This window comes from Roseivivax sp. CAU 1753, from assembly GCF_054482575.1.
On record NZ_JBTLRF010000006.1, the window covers coordinates 167337 to 180104 of the forward strand.

Consider the following 12768-nt stretch of genomic DNA (forward strand, 5'->3'; position numbering starts at 1 on the left):
GCGCTGCGCTCAGCCTTTGGGCCGCAGGCAATGTTTCGGGGGCACGCCCGAGGGGCCTTGCATGGTCGCGCCGCATTGCACGCATACCCAGTCGCTTTGGCCCTGACCATCGCGCGTCTCGCGCCAGCGGCACGCCCGCATGCCCTTGCGCGCCACGATGGCGACAATGATGAAGGCGATGATCAATCCGATCGGGACAAGCATGGCTGTGCCTTTCGTGCCGCAATTCCTGCCCGGACCGGGTTAACGGGTTCCGGACAGGGGGACAATTCAATCGCGATCACGCGACATCAGGCGTTCCGCTTCGCGCTGTCGGCTTTCTGCGCGTCATTCTGGCCGTTGGCAGTTGTCCTGCGCCGGGTCGGCAACTCGTAATACGCAAAGGCGTCTTCCAGGATCCTCAGCGCCTCGTCGGCTTGGGCAGGTGTCTTGGTGTCAGGCATGATAGGCCTCGCTCTGGCTTGTCTGCCTCCCTCATCGTGACAGTTAGGGTCAATCGACCGCGTGGATACGCCCGCCAACGCATAGTCGGTATGCCTTCACTGCATGGCGATGCGCCGCAACCCCGCCCAGCAGACAGAAAAAGCCCCGGGCGCAATGGCGCACCGGGGCTTTGATCCGCGACATGGACAGGCGATGTCAGATCGCGCGTTCCAGCATGGTCTTCTTGATTTCCGCGATGGCCTTGGCCGGATTCAGACCCTTGGGGCAGGTCTTGGCGCAGTTCATGATCGTGTGACACCGGTAAAGCTTGAACGGATCCTCAAGATCGTCGAGCCGCTCGCCCGTTGCCTCGTCGCGGCTGTCGATGATCCAGCGATAGGCATGCAGAAGGGCTGCGGGTCCAAGATAGCGATCGCCGTTCCACCAGTAGGACGGGCACGAGGTCGAGCAACAGGCGCACATCACGCACTCGTACAACCCGTCGAGCTTTTCACGATCCTCGATGGACTGCTTCCACTCCTTCGCGGGCTTGTTGGTCTTGGTCTCGAGCCACGGCATGATCGACGCGTGCTGCGCGTAGAAATGCGTCAGATCGGGGATCAGGTCGCGCACCACCGGCAGGTGCGGCAGCGGGTAGATCTTCACGTCGTCCTTGACCTCGTCGATGCCGTAGATGCAGGCCAGCGTGTTGATCCCGTCGATGTTCATCGCGCAGGACCCGCAGATGCCTTCGCGGCAGGACCGGCGGAAGGTCAGCGTCGGGTCGATCTCGTTCTTGATCTTGATCAGCGCGTCCAGCATCATCGGCCCGCAACTGTCGAGATCGACGAAATAGGTGTCGACCCGCGGGTTTTCACCGTCGTCGGGCGTCCAGCGGTAGATCTTGAAGGTCTTGAGCCGGTTCGCGCCCTCCGGTTTCGGCCATGTCTTGCCGGTGCGGATGGTCGAATTCTTGGGGAGCGTCAGTTGGACCATGACGGGGCCTCCGTGGTTGCAATAGGGATGTAGCGCGCGGTGCGGGCCGGGAAAAGGCTGCCGCGGGGCGGTGTGGTGATGCGTCGCGCCGGTATCATTGCGCAGCCAGTTCGGTCAGGGCCGCGCCGCTCAGGCAGCGCACCGTCTCGGGCTTCTGCACGATCCCGGCGACGATTTCACCGGTGGCGGCGGTCAGCCCGCCGACGCTGTCGGTTGCCAGCGCATAGATCTGCTGCGACGTCGCGTTGTCGATCACGCAGTTGATCGCGGGCTCGATCGGCAGGCTGGGATAGCGTTCCAGCACGACGCGGTTGACGGCCGACTTCGCCGCGTTCCGGGCAATCTGGTCCTGCGTCTCGACCGAACAGGCCGAAACCATGACCAGACCGCCAAGAAGCGCGACGAGACGCATCAGAACGTCCGTGCCTTGGGCGCGATCTTCTGCATCGAAATGCCGCCCTGGTCTTCGTTGGTCAGCGGTTCGGTGACGATGGGGCGATAGCTGAGGTCTATCTTCGCGTCGTCGACCCGCGCGATGGTATGCACGCGCCAGTTTTCATCATCGCGGGTGGAATGATCCTCGTGGGCATGGGCGCCCCGGCTTTCCTTGCGCGCCTCGGCACCGGCGATGGTTGCCAGCGCGTTGGGCATCAGGTTGGTCAGCTCGAGCGTTTCCATCAGATCCGAGTTCCACACGAGGCTGCGATCGGTGACCTTCAGATCATCCATCTTGCCCGCGATCGCGGTCATCTCGTCGAGGCCCTTCTTCAGGGTCTCGCCGGTTCGGAACACAGCGGCATCCGCCTGCATGGTCTTCTGCATCTCGAGGCGCAACTCGGCGGTGGGCGTGTTGCCCTTGGCGTGGCGGATCGCGTCGAAGCGGTCGAGCGCCTTGTCCACCTGGGCCGCGTCAACGGGGCGGGGGCTGGCGTCGCGGTCAACGACCTTGCCTGCGCGAATGGCGGCGGCCCGGCCGAAGACCACGAGGTCGATCAGCGAGTTCGAGCCGAGGCGATTGGCGCCATGGACGCTTGCGCAGCCCGCCTCGCCGACCGCCATCAGACCCGGCACGATGCGGTTGGGGTCGTCCCCGGTGGGGTCGAGCACTTCGCCCCAGTAGTTCGTGGGAATGCCGCCCATGTTGTAATGCACCGTCGGAATGACCGGGATCGGTTCCTTGGTGACGTCGACACCGGCGAAGATGCGGGCCGATTCCGAGATGCCCGGCAGGCGCAGATGCAGCGCCTCTTTCGGCAGATGCGATAGGTTGAGATGGATGTGATCGCCTTCCTTGCCGACGCCGCGGCCTTCGCGGATCTCCATCGTCATGCAGCGCGAAACGTAGTCGCGCGGGGCGAGGTCCTTGTAGTTGGGCGCGTAGCGTTCCATGAAGCGCTCGCCCTCGGAGTTGGTCAGATAGCCGCCCTCGCCGCGTGCGCCTTCGGTGATCAGGCAACCCGCGCCGTAGATGCCGGTGGGGTGGAACTGGACGAATTCCATGTCCTGAAGCGGCAGACCCGCGCGCGCCACCATGCCACCGCCATCGCCGGTGCAGGTATGCGCCGAGGTGGCGCTGAAATAGGCGCGGCCATAGCCGCCCGTGGCCAGCACGACGGTCTTGGCGTTGAACACATGCATGGTGCCGTCATCAAGCTTCCAGCAGACGACGCCCGTGCAGGCCCCGTCTGCGTCCATCAACAGGTCGATGGCGAAATACTCGATGTAGAACTCGGCGTTGTTCTTCAGCGACTGGCCATAGAGCGTGTGCAGGATCGCGTGGCCGGTGCGGTCGGCGGCGGCGCAGGTGCGCTGCACCGGGGGGCCTTCGCCGAATTCGGTGGTGTGGCCGCCGAAGGGACGCTGGTAGATCTTGCCCTCTTCGGTGCGCGAAAACGGGACGCCGTAATGCTCAAGCTCGTAGACCGCCTTGGGGGCCTCGCGGGCGAGATATTCCATCGCGTCCGTGTCGCCCAGCCAGTCCGACCCCTTGACGGTGTCGTACATGTGCCATTGCCAGTGGTCCGGGCCCATGTTGGACAGCGACGCGGCGATACCGCCCTGCGCCGCCACGGTGTGCGACCGGGTCGGGAAAACCTTGGTCACGCAGGCGGTGCGCAGCCCCTGTTCGGCCATGCCAAGCGTCGCGCGAAGGCCGGCGCCGCCGGCACCCACGACCACGACGTCATAGTCATGCGTCTCGTATTCGTATTCAGCCATGTCTCTAGAAGCTCCGCTAGTTCAAAGCGCCAGGCGCGCGACGGCGAAAAGGCCGGTCGCCGCGAGGGCGTACATCAGGCAGGTCATGCCGAGGATCAGCACCTTTTCCCAGATGCCGTGGACATAGTCCTCGATCAGGGTCTGGAAACCGTCCTTGAAATGAAGGCAGGTCACAGCGATGGTCAGCCCTGCCACGATGGCCGGGAACGGCCGCGAATAATAGGCGACGACCTCTTCGTAGGTGCCGCCGAGGATCGGGCCGAAGGTGAAGACGAACAGCGGAATGAGGATCATCAGCCCGACGGATTGCACTTTCATGCGCCAGGCGTGCTGCGTGCCGGACTTGGCGCTGCCCCAGTTTTCGGCCCGTTTGCGATCGGTCAGAAATGCCATGTCAGCGCCCCTCAGATAATGATGACGGTCAGGATGGTCAGGACGACAGAGCCGCCGATCACACCCCAGCCGAGCTTTTCGGCGATGTCGATCTCAAGCCCGATGGCCTGGTCCCAGATCAGATGCCGCACCCCGGCAAGGCTGTGATACCAAAGCGCCCAGAGCGACAGGAACATCACCAGATCGCCAAACCAGCTGGTGACGAAACCGTTGGCGGTGGCGAAATGCTCGGGTCCCGACGCGGCGGCGATGAACCACCACACGATCATGAACATCGCGACGATCAGCGCGTTGCCGGTCAGACGGGTGAGGATGGACGTCATCGAGGTGAGTTGCGGGCGGTAGATCTGCAAATGCGGCGAGAGGGGCCGGTTGCCCCGGTTCACGTCGGCCATGGAAGTGTCCTTTCGGTTCCCTTGGGAAAGGTTCTAACGTTTTTTGCCGCGCTGTCACGGGGAGAGGCCAGCATTTTCGCTGGTTTGGCGCTGTATGCCGACAGGATTATCAATATGTGATCACGCGCCGCAACTCTGTGATCACATGTCCGGCGCTAACATCTTCGTCTTGCACTGTGTCGCCGCCTTGGCGCACTGGCCGGGTCCGGTCGTCACTCCGGGCTGGCGCGGTAAAGCGTGCGAAGATAGCCCTCGAACTCGGTGCACATCACGATGGCGCGCTGGTCGGGAATGTAGAAGGCGTTGATCTCGTCACAATCCTCGACCGAGACCACGAGCGGATCCGGCAGGCGCATCGTGTCATTGAGAAAGCCCACCTCGCCGATGATCAGATCGGCGGTCAGGCCGGTGTCCGAATAGATCTCGACCTCGATCTGCGGGCCGGTGGCACCGAACACCTCGTCAAAGACCGGCCCCCAGCTTTCATCGGCAAGGGTGAATTCCTCTTCACAGGTCTCCTGCCGCGCTTCGGGCAGGTCCATGTCGGCGGCGAAATCGTCGCGCTGATCGGGATCCGCCCCGTAGAACAGGCAGACGACGTTGTAGAACCGTTGCGCGCTGGCCCCGTGGACATCCCAGAAGGCCGGATCGTCATCGGCCTCCATCATCGCCTCGACGGCGAAGCCGAAGCTTGAGTCATACGCCAGATCGAGCGCGCTTTCCGCGTCATAGATCCAGTCGATCAGCAGCACCGAGGCCACGTCGGCGGCATCTTCCTCCTGCCCGAAGACCGGCAGCGCCATGATGTCGATCAGGGCATGCCCAAGCTCGTGATAGAAGACCGACAGCAGGTTGGCCTCGACGAAGGCATCTTCGGCGTCGTCGGCCCGCGCCGCGGTCGCAAGGCCAAGCGCGAAAAGCAGGCAAACAGGGCGGAACAGGGTCATGGGCAAAATCCGGAACGGGTCGTGCCAGTGTTGCACGGCGCGCCCCGGTCTGGAAACTCAGATCGGCATCAGCGCCCAGTAATCGAGGTCGAGCAGCACGTCGGGCAGGTATTTGCCGTCCGCGCCGCGCAATGCGCCCGGCGCACCGCCCTTGGTCGCCACAAGCCGCAGCCGGATCGCGCCGACACCGGGGGTGTCGGTTTCGGCCGTGTCCAGCACTTCGGACCAGGCGCGTATGGTATCGCCCGCGAAACACGGATTGGCATGTGCGCCCGCGTTCAGCCCGACGATCATCTGCGCGTTGGCCAGCCCGTTGAACGACAGCGCCCGCGCCATCGAGATGACGTGCCCGCCATAGATCAGCCGCTTGCCATCCTCGCGCTGGGTGGCGTCGAAATGCACCTTGGCGGTGTTTTGCCACAGCCGCGTGGCCAGCATGTGCTCGGCCTCCTCGACGGTGACGCCGTCCACATGGTCGATGACCTCGCCCACGGCGTAGTCGCCCAGGCGGTGCGGTTCGCCTGCAAGCGCAAAATCGTAGCCCGTGAAATCGAGCCCTTCGGGGATCACCAGATCGCCGGGCCCAAGCGTGGACTTCAGATCTGGCACCACCGTCGCGGGTGCGGGCGCGTTCGGGTCGCGTTTGCGCACCATGACCCAGCGGCAATATTCCATCACCACCGCGTCGTGCTGGTCGAAGCCACGGGTGCGGACCCAGACCACGCCGGACTTGCCGTTCGAGTTCTGTTTCAACCCGATCACCTCGGACCGCGAACGCAGCGTCGTGCCGGAAAAGACCGGCTTCAGCCAACGGCCTTCGCCATAGCCCAGGTTGGCTACCGCGTTCAGCGACACATCCGGCACGGTCTTGCCGAACACGACATGAAAGGCGATCAGGTCGTCGAGAGGCGCCACCGTCAGGCCGCAGTCCTTTGCGAAGGCGTCCGACGAATAGAGTGCATGCCGCGCCGGATAGAGCGCGTGGTAAAGCGCCCGTTCGCCCGCGCCCACCGTGCGCGGCACCGCGTGTTCGAGCACCTGACCGACGGAATAATCCTCGAAGAAGTTGCCAGGGTTGGTTTTGGGCGTCGGGGTCATGTCGTCTTTCATCACTGGGCTCCGAGCTTCATGTCGGGGGCGTAGTCGCCTTCGACCTCCTTCACCACGGCCTGACCGCAGCGCATCACGCCGTTCGCGGCATCGAAAGCATAGGTCGGGTCGCCGTAAAGCTCCCATCCTTTCGACAGCGCGTCAGATACCTTGTGGCAAAAGGCTGATGTGTCGTCCTCGGTCAGCAGGCGGTAAAGCTTCATGTCGGGATCTCCGGAAGGATCAGGCGGGGAACGGCCAGACGCCGAGCCATGCGTGGATTGCAGCGATGACGGCAAACATCACCGCGGTGATCACGACCAGAAGGATGTCCTTCTTCGCGTCCCCCGGCGTGGGGCGGTCCCAGGTGGCGGTGCGGTTGATCACGATCACCTCGGCCACGGCCCAGGCCAGCATCGCGCCGAAAAGGATGATCGACGCCAGATCGCCGTTGACCAGAAGATGCGCCACGGCCCAGACCTTGACGGCGGTCAGTTGCGGATGCCGCATCGCGCCGCGCAGACGTCCGGTGGTGGCGCTCATCCCGTAAAGGAACACCGCGCCCAGCATCAGCAGGTTGTTGATGTGCACCATGAAGGCGGGCGGCGTCCAGACGTTGATGAAGGGGGCCGCGCGGTAGCCAAAGATGATCATCACCAGCGACGCAAGGACTGCGGCAGCCACGACGCCCTTGCCGGCATTGCCCATCGCCGCGCGCTTTTCGGGGGCGACACGTTTGAAGAGGTGGGCGGCCACCCAAAGCAGGAGTCCGAGGATGAGCAGGAGCATGGGGTTCAGCCTTTCGCGATGGCGTCGATTGCCTTGGCTTTTGCCAGCAATCGGGTCGCCGTGTCCACGTGCAGATTCTCGACGATCTTGCCATCGACCACGGCAACGCCCTCCCCTTGGGCCTTGGCGGCCTCATAAGCCTCGATCTGGCGACGCGCGAGGTCAAGCTCTGCCTCCGAGGGTCCGAAGGCCGCGTTGGCCACGTCGACCTGTGCCGGGTGGATCAGCGTCTTGCCGTCAAAGCCCATGTCGCGGCCCTGCCTGCACTCTGCCGCCAGCCCTTCGGCGTCCTTGAAGGCATTGTAGACGCCGTCGACGATGGCGATTCCCGCCGCGCGCGCCGCCAGCATGCAATGTCCAAGGGCAGGCAGCATCGCGACCCGGTCGGGGGTGGCCCGCGCGCCCAGTTCCTTGGCAAGATCGTTGGTGCCCATGATGAAGCCGTCCATCTGACCGTGCGCCGCGATCTCGGCGGCGGCAAGGATGCCGCGCGGCGTCTCCATCATCGCCCAGAGCCGGGCGTCGCCGGTGATTGCCGCCAGCGCATCGAGTTGCCCGGTGCTTTCGACCTTGGGCAGCAGGATCGCGTCGGCCTGCATGGCTGCGGCGGCGCGGGCATCCTCGGCCCCCCATTCGGAATCGAGCCCGTTGATCCGCACCAGTGTCAGCCGCGCGCCGAAGCCGCCCTTGGCCAACTCCTCGGCGAGGGTCGTGCGGGCAAGCGCCTTTTCGTCCGGCGACACCGCGTCCTCGAGGTCGAAGATGATCGCGTCGACCGGCAGGCCCCGCGCCTTGTCGATGGCCCGCGGCTTGGATCCGGGGATGTAGAGGACGGAACGGAGCGGACGGTTCATCATGGGCGGGTATCCTCGGGATGCAGACGCAGGAGATTGGGCGCGAAAGATTGTTGCGCCCAGACCCACCAGTTTTTTACATAACATTCAAGCAGAAAAATGCCGCAGCGCAGAGAGCGGAGGGCGCAACACCCGCGTCGCCCGCGGGGTTAACCCGATCTTGGGCCACCTTGCGACAGGGTGTTCAGGTCGTCCGCATCGGGACGGCAGGCAACTTCAGGGGGATATCCCATGCGTGTATTTCTTCTCGTCCCTGCCGGGGTCTGTGCGGGCGTCCTCGGGCTGGCCGAACCGGCGTCGGCACAAACCGCCTGCGCCCCGCGGGCCCTGATTGTCGATCGCCTGGCGCGGCAATTCGGCGAAGCGCCGCAATCGGTGGGTCTGGTGGCAAGCGACACCCTGATCGAAGTGTTCGCCTCGGATGAAAGCGGCACCTGGACGATCCTGATGACCCGTGCCGACGGCATCTCTTGCCTGGTCGCCAACGGGTCCGCCTTTGAGACCCTGGCCCAGATCCTGCCGGGTCGCCCGGCCTGACGATCAGCTCAGCGCATCCCAGACCAGCTTGGTGCCGGTGGCCCCCAGCAAGATATAGGTCAGCCCGAAGAACACCCGCTCGGGCACCAGATGGTGCATCCTGACGCCGACCCAGGTGCCCAGCAGCGCCGCGGGTACCAGCGCCAGGTCGAGGAGCAGACTGTCGCGGGTGAAGATCCCCATGCCACCATAGACCCCGGCCTTGAGCAGGTTGACCGCCCAGAACACCAGCACGGTCGTCGCCTGATACGCGGTCTTGGGCAGCTTGCGCCCCAGAAGGTAGACCGCGGCGGCAGGTCCGCCCGCATGGCTGACGAAGCTGGTAAAGCCCATCAGCACGCCCATGGCGATGCCGGTCTTTGCCCCCATGTCCCGCCTGAGCTGGATCAGCTGCGCCTTCTGCGCCCATTGCCACGCAATGAACAGCAGGCAGACCAGCCCGATCACCAGCCGGATGGCGTCGTCGCTGGTCGATTGATAGAACAGCGCCCCCAGAAGCGTGCCGGGCACGCCCGCGTAGATCAGGATGCGGGCCTCGGGCCAGCGCCACTTGCGCCAATAGGCCGGAAGCGAGGCCACGTCGATCAGCATCAGCATCGGCAGCATGATGCCCAGCGCCGCGCCCGGTTCCAGCACGATGGCCAGAATCGAGGCCGACGCGAAGGCCGCGCCGGACCCGAAACCGCCCTTGGAAATGCCCGCGAAGACGACCGCGGGCACGCAGATCGCAAAAACGGGCCAGGTCAGCAAATCCATCGAGATCGGTCCGTAAATTGCCTGTTTGCAGCGTGATTACCGCGTTCCGGTCGCAGGCGACAGGGTTAGGTTAGCGCTGCCAAATTGCAGGGGGTGTCGCAGCAGGCTTGCGCGAGGTCGCGCGATTGCTTAGGCCAACGGACGAAATTTGACCGAACCGGAGTAAGATTCATGGCCAGACCCAAGATCGCGCTGATCGGCGCAGGGCAAATCGGGGGCACGCTTGCCCACCTTGCCGCGCTGAAGGAACTCGGCGACGTCGTCCTGTTCGACATTTCCGAAGGAACCCCCGAGGGCAAGGCGCTCGACATCGCGGAATCGGGTCCCTCGGAAGGCTTCGATGCCAATCTCAAGGGCACACAGGACTACGCCGATATCGCGGGCGCAGACGTCTGCATCGTCACCGCCGGTGTGCCGCGCAAGCCCGGCATGAGCCGCGACGACCTTCTGGGCATCAACCTCAAGGTCATGAAATCGGTCGGCGAAGGCATTCGCGACAACGCCCCCGACGCCTTCGTGATCTGCATCACCAACCCGCTCGATGCGATGGTCTGGGCGCTGCGCGAGTTTTCGGGTCTGCCGCACGAAAAGGTCTGCGGCATGGCGGGCGTGCTCGATTCGGCGCGCTTCCGGCATTTCCTGTCGCTCGAATTCAACGTCTCGATGAAGGATGTCACCGCCTTCGTTCTGGGCGGTCACGGCGACACCATGGTGCCGCTGACACGCTATTCGACCGTGGCCGGTGTGCCGCTGCCCGATCTGGTGAAGATGGGCTGGACAACGCAGGAAAAGCTCGACGCGATCGTGCAGCGCACCCGCGACGGCGGTGCCGAGATCGTCGGCCTGCTCAAGACCGGCTCGGCGTTCTATGCGCCCGCGACATCCGCGATCGAGATGGCCGAGGCCTACCTCAAGGATCAGAAGCGCGTCCTGCCCGCGGCGGCATGGTGCGACGGCCAGTTCGGCCTCAAGGGGTTCTATGTGGGCGTTCCCACAGTGATCGGCGCGGGCGGCATCGAGCGCATCGTCGAGATCGAGATGAGCAAGGACGAAAAGGCCATGTTCGAAAGCTCGGTCGCAGCGGTCAAGGGACTTGTCGACGCCTGCAAGGGGATCGACGACAGTCTGGCCTGATCGTTCCGGCGACCCGAACACAAGGCGCGCGTCCCACCCGGGGCGCGCGTTTTCAGTTCAGCAGGATGGCATCGAAGGCGGCGGGTGACAGATCGACGCTGTCGCCGAAATAAAGGCGCGTCGCGGCGGCGGGATCGCACGGCATCGGCGCCAGCCAGCCCGCCTCTTGCCAGGCCGCCGCATCCGTGGCCGAGATGATCCGCACCTTGTCATGCAGCGCCGATCCCGCCGAAGCGTCAGACCCCGCCGCCTGCACGAACGCCACCTGTTCATGGCGGCACCGGTGGGGGCCGACCGGTTTGGCATACATGCCAAGCCTGGCGTAGCGCAGCAGTTTCGACACCCAATGCGCCCGCGTCAGTCCGTCGAAATGGCACAGCTGCGCCTCCGAAGCCTCGATCTGGCGCGCGGGCGGGTCGCGGCGCGGTTTGTGCAAGCCCAGTTTCAGCCCGCGCCCGGTCCGGGTGACGCTCTTGCCCCACATGTGACCGCAAAAACCCCGGTCGGTGAAGCGCGCGACCTCGTCACCCAGAATGCGCCGCACGCGCCGTGGCGGTCCCGGGATCGGCCAGCGCAGCACCCCGTCAAAGATCGTGTCGGAGCGCGCTCCGGCAAGCCAGGCCCGCTCTCCGTTGGGGATGTGCAGGCTGTCGACATCGTCCGGCACGGCGCACAGTTCCGCCGCGAAATCACCGGCGGCCAGGAATTCGTCGGCATCCACATGCAGCAGCCAGTCCACATCCATCGTCTCGAGCGCATGGTCCGCGTTGAAGCGTTGCTTGCGGTTCAGCGCGCCGGGCTTGGTCCGGCAGCCAAGCGACTGCACGTAGAAAGCCGCGTCCGCGTCGATCACCTCCACACCCGGGACGGTCGCCAGCAGGCGCGCGACCGCAGGGTCGGGCCGGTCGAGGTACAGCCGTATCGCTGCCGCCCCGAGGTGCGCATAATGCGCGGCAAAGGCCGCCAGCAGGGCGGGCGGTTCGGCCACGGTGGCGGTGACACCCCAACGCATTTCTCAGCCCGCGTCTTGCTGAAGCGGCACGGTCGCGGTCGGAAAATGCGCCGCCAGCGCACGGTCGAAAGCCGCAATCGACAGGTCCACAGACAGGCCGGGAAACGCGCTTGCGATGGCCGCGTCGGCATCTACGCCGGTGGGCCGCAGCCGCCCGATCCGCGTCAGTTGCCGCGCGATCCGGGGCGGGATGACGCGCAGGCGGTCATGCAGTGCGAAGATCGCCTCAAGCGCGCCGTCGCTTTCCGCGGCCAGCGCGATCTGCCGGTCGCGATACCGATAGGTTGTCCGTCCGTCCCTGGATTTTATCCCGTTCCGCGCGTGGCGCTGCAGTTTCAGCGCCCAGTGCAGCCGCGTGAGGCCGTCGAAATGGCTGACCGTCAAACCTTCGGCCACATGGGTCTGGTCGGGTCCGACCCGCGCCCGGTGGATACCCGCGCCGACGCCGTGACCGACCCGGACCGCGCCCTTGCCCATGTCATGCGCCAGGAGTCCGAAGCGGGTCAGCGACGACAGGTCCGGCCCCCGCACCCGGTCGAGCCGCGCAACATTGGTCATCGGCAGCGCCAACGCGCCGTCGAAGATCGACACCGGGCGGTCCGCATGCAGGAACACCCGTTCGCCGTTGGGCACCCAGATGCTGCGCGCCTCTTGTGGGACGGTGGCCAGTTCGGCCCCCGGATTACCGTCCAGAAACTCGTCCGCATCGAGGTGAAACAGCCAGTCGGCGGCGCTTTGCGTCTCGGCATGGTTGGCGTTGATGATCTGGCGTCGGTTGATCCATTGCGGATAGCGGCGATCCAGACTGTCATAGAATTGCGCGTCGCAGTCGATCAGCGTCACGCGGGCATCGTCGCCGATCAGCCTGCGCAGTTCGGGGTTTGGCCCGTCGAGATAGAGATGCACCGCCGAGGCCCCGAGATATAGGTGATGCGCAGCAAAGGCCGCCAGCAGCGCCGCAGGCTCGCGCACCGTCGCGACAACGCTCCAGCGGGGCGTGCCGAACCCGGACGCTCCCGCGTCTGGCGGGGGGATGGACCTCATTGCTCTGAACCTGCCGGTTTTTCTTTTAATTGTCGGAAAGGTAGGCCGTGCGGTCCGATCCTGTCAAAACCACCCCGGGGGAATGCCGCACGAGTGATGCAAGCCCGCACCGCGCCTCGTGACAGCCGGATTCGAATTTGCTTCGGGCCTATTGTGATCACACCAAAAGTCCTGTGATCACA

General features: G+C 64.9%; 17 protein-coding genes. 2 read left to right on the forward strand and 15 right to left on the reverse strand.

Going from position 1 to position 12768, the window contains the following annotated elements; genetic code table 11:
• Positions 1 to 9: 9 nt before the first annotated feature.
• The 12 genes from ACXYMN_RS14040 to ACXYMN_RS14095 all read right to left on the reverse strand — a co-directional run bounded on the left by ACXYMN_RS14040 (position 10) and on the right by ACXYMN_RS14095 (position 8106).
• Positions 10 to 204, reverse strand: coding sequence for a hypothetical protein (locus ACXYMN_RS14040; protein WP_459014342.1), 195 nt, complete (start codon positions 202 to 204; stop codon positions 10 to 12).
• A gap of 86 nt (positions 205 to 290) precedes the next feature.
• Positions 291 to 443 carry a hypothetical protein gene (locus ACXYMN_RS14045; RefSeq protein WP_459014343.1) on the reverse strand — a complete coding sequence of 51 codons (153 nt, stop codon included), beginning with the start codon at positions 441 to 443 and terminating at the stop codon, positions 291 to 293.
• Positions 444 to 639: 196 nt separating this feature from the next.
• Entirely contained in the window at positions 640 to 1419 is a 780-nt protein-coding gene (locus ACXYMN_RS14050) for a succinate dehydrogenase iron-sulfur subunit (protein WP_459014344.1), read from the reverse strand.
• Between the two features lie 94 nt (positions 1420 to 1513).
• Complete coding sequence (locus ACXYMN_RS14055; RefSeq protein ID WP_459014345.1) at positions 1514 to 1831, reverse strand: hypothetical protein; 318 nt, start codon at positions 1829 to 1831, stop codon at positions 1514 to 1516.
• The gene (sdhA, locus tag ACXYMN_RS14060) at positions 1831 to 3636 is read right to left on the reverse strand and encodes a succinate dehydrogenase flavoprotein subunit (protein WP_459014346.1); all 1806 of its coding nucleotides are present in this window, start codon (positions 3634 to 3636) and stop codon (positions 1831 to 1833) included. The genes ACXYMN_RS14055 and sdhA overlap by 1 nt, the downstream gene beginning before the upstream one ends.
• 21 nt (positions 3637 to 3657) lie before the next feature.
• On the reverse strand, positions 3658 to 4029 hold the full coding sequence (locus tag ACXYMN_RS14065) for a succinate dehydrogenase, hydrophobic membrane anchor protein (RefSeq protein ID WP_459014347.1): 372 nt from the start codon (positions 4027 to 4029) through the stop codon (positions 3658 to 3660).
• A gap of 11 nt (positions 4030 to 4040) precedes the next feature.
• Positions 4041 to 4424, reverse strand: coding sequence for a succinate dehydrogenase, cytochrome b556 subunit (sdhC, locus tag ACXYMN_RS14070; RefSeq protein WP_459014348.1), 384 nt, complete (start codon positions 4422 to 4424; stop codon positions 4041 to 4043).
• Between the two features lie 212 nt (positions 4425 to 4636).
• Positions 4637 to 5371 (reverse strand): DUF4344 domain-containing metallopeptidase, encoded by a 735-nt coding sequence (locus ACXYMN_RS14075; RefSeq protein ID WP_459014349.1) that lies wholly within the window; start codon positions 5369 to 5371, stop codon positions 4637 to 4639.
• 57 nt (positions 5372 to 5428) lie between these two features.
• Positions 5429 to 6481, reverse strand: coding sequence for a MaoC family dehydratase (locus ACXYMN_RS14080; RefSeq protein ID WP_459014350.1), 1053 nt, complete (start codon positions 6479 to 6481; stop codon positions 5429 to 5431).
• Positions 6481 to 6684, reverse strand: a complete 204-nt coding sequence (locus ACXYMN_RS14085) for a DUF1737 domain-containing protein (protein WP_459014351.1) — start codon at positions 6682 to 6684, stop codon at positions 6481 to 6483. The genes ACXYMN_RS14080 and ACXYMN_RS14085 overlap by 1 nt, the downstream gene beginning before the upstream one ends.
• A 19-nt stretch (positions 6685 to 6703) precedes the next feature.
• Positions 6704 to 7249: an NnrU family protein gene (locus ACXYMN_RS14090; RefSeq protein ID WP_459014352.1), complete on the reverse strand. Its 546-nt coding sequence runs from the start codon at positions 7247 to 7249 to the stop codon at positions 6704 to 6706.
• 5 nt (positions 7250 to 7254) lie between these two features.
• Complete coding sequence (locus ACXYMN_RS14095; RefSeq protein ID WP_459014353.1) at positions 7255 to 8106, reverse strand: HpcH/HpaI aldolase/citrate lyase family protein; 852 nt, start codon at positions 8104 to 8106, stop codon at positions 7255 to 7257.
• A 228-nt stretch (positions 8107 to 8334) separates the two neighbouring features.
• Here ACXYMN_RS14095 and ACXYMN_RS14100 point away from each other — a divergent pair, with 228 nt between their 5' ends.
• Positions 8335 to 8640 (forward strand): hypothetical protein, encoded by a 306-nt coding sequence (locus ACXYMN_RS14100; RefSeq protein WP_459014354.1) that lies wholly within the window; start codon positions 8335 to 8337, stop codon positions 8638 to 8640.
• Between the two features lie 3 nt (positions 8641 to 8643).
• Here the strand turns inward: ACXYMN_RS14100 and ACXYMN_RS14105 are convergent, their stop codons facing one another.
• The gene (locus ACXYMN_RS14105) at positions 8644 to 9396 is read right to left on the reverse strand and encodes a sulfite exporter TauE/SafE family protein (protein ID WP_459014355.1); all 753 of its coding nucleotides are present in this window, start codon (positions 9394 to 9396) and stop codon (positions 8644 to 8646) included.
• Between the two features lie 171 nt (positions 9397 to 9567).
• Here ACXYMN_RS14105 and mdh point away from each other — a divergent pair, with 171 nt between their 5' ends.
• Entirely contained in the window at positions 9568 to 10530 is a 963-nt protein-coding gene (gene mdh, locus ACXYMN_RS14110) for a malate dehydrogenase (RefSeq protein WP_459014356.1), read from the forward strand.
• 52 nt (positions 10531 to 10582) lie between these two features.
• Here mdh and ACXYMN_RS14115 read toward each other — a convergent pair whose 3' ends face one another.
• Both ACXYMN_RS14115 and ACXYMN_RS14120 read right to left on the reverse strand, forming a co-directional pair.
• A complete protein-coding gene (locus ACXYMN_RS14115) occupies positions 10583 to 11542 on the reverse strand; it encodes a glycosyltransferase family 2 protein (protein WP_459014357.1) in 960 nt (319 codons plus the stop codon).
• Positions 11543 to 11545: 3 nt separating this feature from the next.
• A complete protein-coding gene (locus ACXYMN_RS14120) occupies positions 11546 to 12586 on the reverse strand; it encodes a glycosyltransferase family 2 protein (protein ID WP_459014358.1) in 1041 nt (346 codons plus the stop codon).
• Positions 12587 to 12768 lie beyond the last annotated feature (182 nt).

Bases quoted from the DNA above. Each gene is read 5' to 3' on its own strand.
- sdhC (WP_459014348.1), bottom strand. From the start codon at position 4,424: ATGGCCGACGTGAACCGGGGCAACCGGCCCCTCTCGCCGCATTTGCAG.
- ACXYMN_RS14065 (WP_459014347.1), bottom strand. From the start codon at position 4,029: ATGGCATTTCTGACCGATCGCAAACGGGCCGAAAACTGGGGCAGCGCC.
- ACXYMN_RS14100 (WP_459014354.1), top strand. From the start codon at position 8,335: ATGCGTGTATTTCTTCTCGTCCCTGCCGGGGTCTGTGCGGGCGTCCTC.
- ACXYMN_RS14055 (WP_459014345.1), bottom strand. From the start codon at position 1,831: ATGCGTCTCGTCGCGCTTCTTGGCGGTCTGGTCATGGTTTCGGCCTGT.
- mdh (WP_459014356.1), top strand. From the start codon at position 9,568: ATGGCCAGACCCAAGATCGCGCTGATCGGCGCAGGGCAAATCGGGGGC.
- ACXYMN_RS14120 (WP_459014358.1), bottom strand. From the start codon at position 12,586: ATGAGGTCCATCCCCCCGCCAGACGCGGGAGCGTCCGGGTTCGGCACG.
- ACXYMN_RS14080 (WP_459014350.1), bottom strand. From the start codon at position 6,481: ATGAAAGACGACATGACCCCGACGCCCAAAACCAACCCTGGCAACTTC.
- ACXYMN_RS14115 (WP_459014357.1), bottom strand. From the start codon at position 11,542: ATGCGTTGGGGTGTCACCGCCACCGTGGCCGAACCGCCCGCCCTGCTG.
- ACXYMN_RS14090 (WP_459014352.1), bottom strand. From the start codon at position 7,249: ATGCTCCTGCTCATCCTCGGACTCCTGCTTTGGGTGGCCGCCCACCTC.
- ACXYMN_RS14050 (WP_459014344.1), bottom strand. From the start codon at position 1,419: ATGGTCCAACTGACGCTCCCCAAGAATTCGACCATCCGCACCGGCAAG.
- ACXYMN_RS14045 (WP_459014343.1), bottom strand. From the start codon at position 443: ATGCCTGACACCAAGACACCTGCCCAAGCCGACGAGGCGCTGAGGATC.
- ACXYMN_RS14040 (WP_459014342.1), bottom strand. From the start codon at position 204: ATGCTTGTCCCGATCGGATTGATCATCGCCTTCATCATTGTCGCCATC.
- ACXYMN_RS14105 (WP_459014355.1), bottom strand. From the start codon at position 9,396: ATGGATTTGCTGACCTGGCCCGTTTTTGCGATCTGCGTGCCCGCGGTC.
- ACXYMN_RS14085 (WP_459014351.1), bottom strand. From the start codon at position 6,684: ATGAAGCTTTACCGCCTGCTGACCGAGGACGACACATCAGCCTTTTGC.
- ACXYMN_RS14095 (WP_459014353.1), bottom strand. From the start codon at position 8,106: ATGATGAACCGTCCGCTCCGTTCCGTCCTCTACATCCCCGGATCCAAG.
- sdhA (WP_459014346.1), bottom strand. From the start codon at position 3,636: ATGGCTGAATACGAATACGAGACGCATGACTATGACGTCGTGGTCGTG.
- ACXYMN_RS14075 (WP_459014349.1), bottom strand. From the start codon at position 5,371: ATGACCCTGTTCCGCCCTGTTTGCCTGCTTTTCGCGCTTGGCCTTGCG.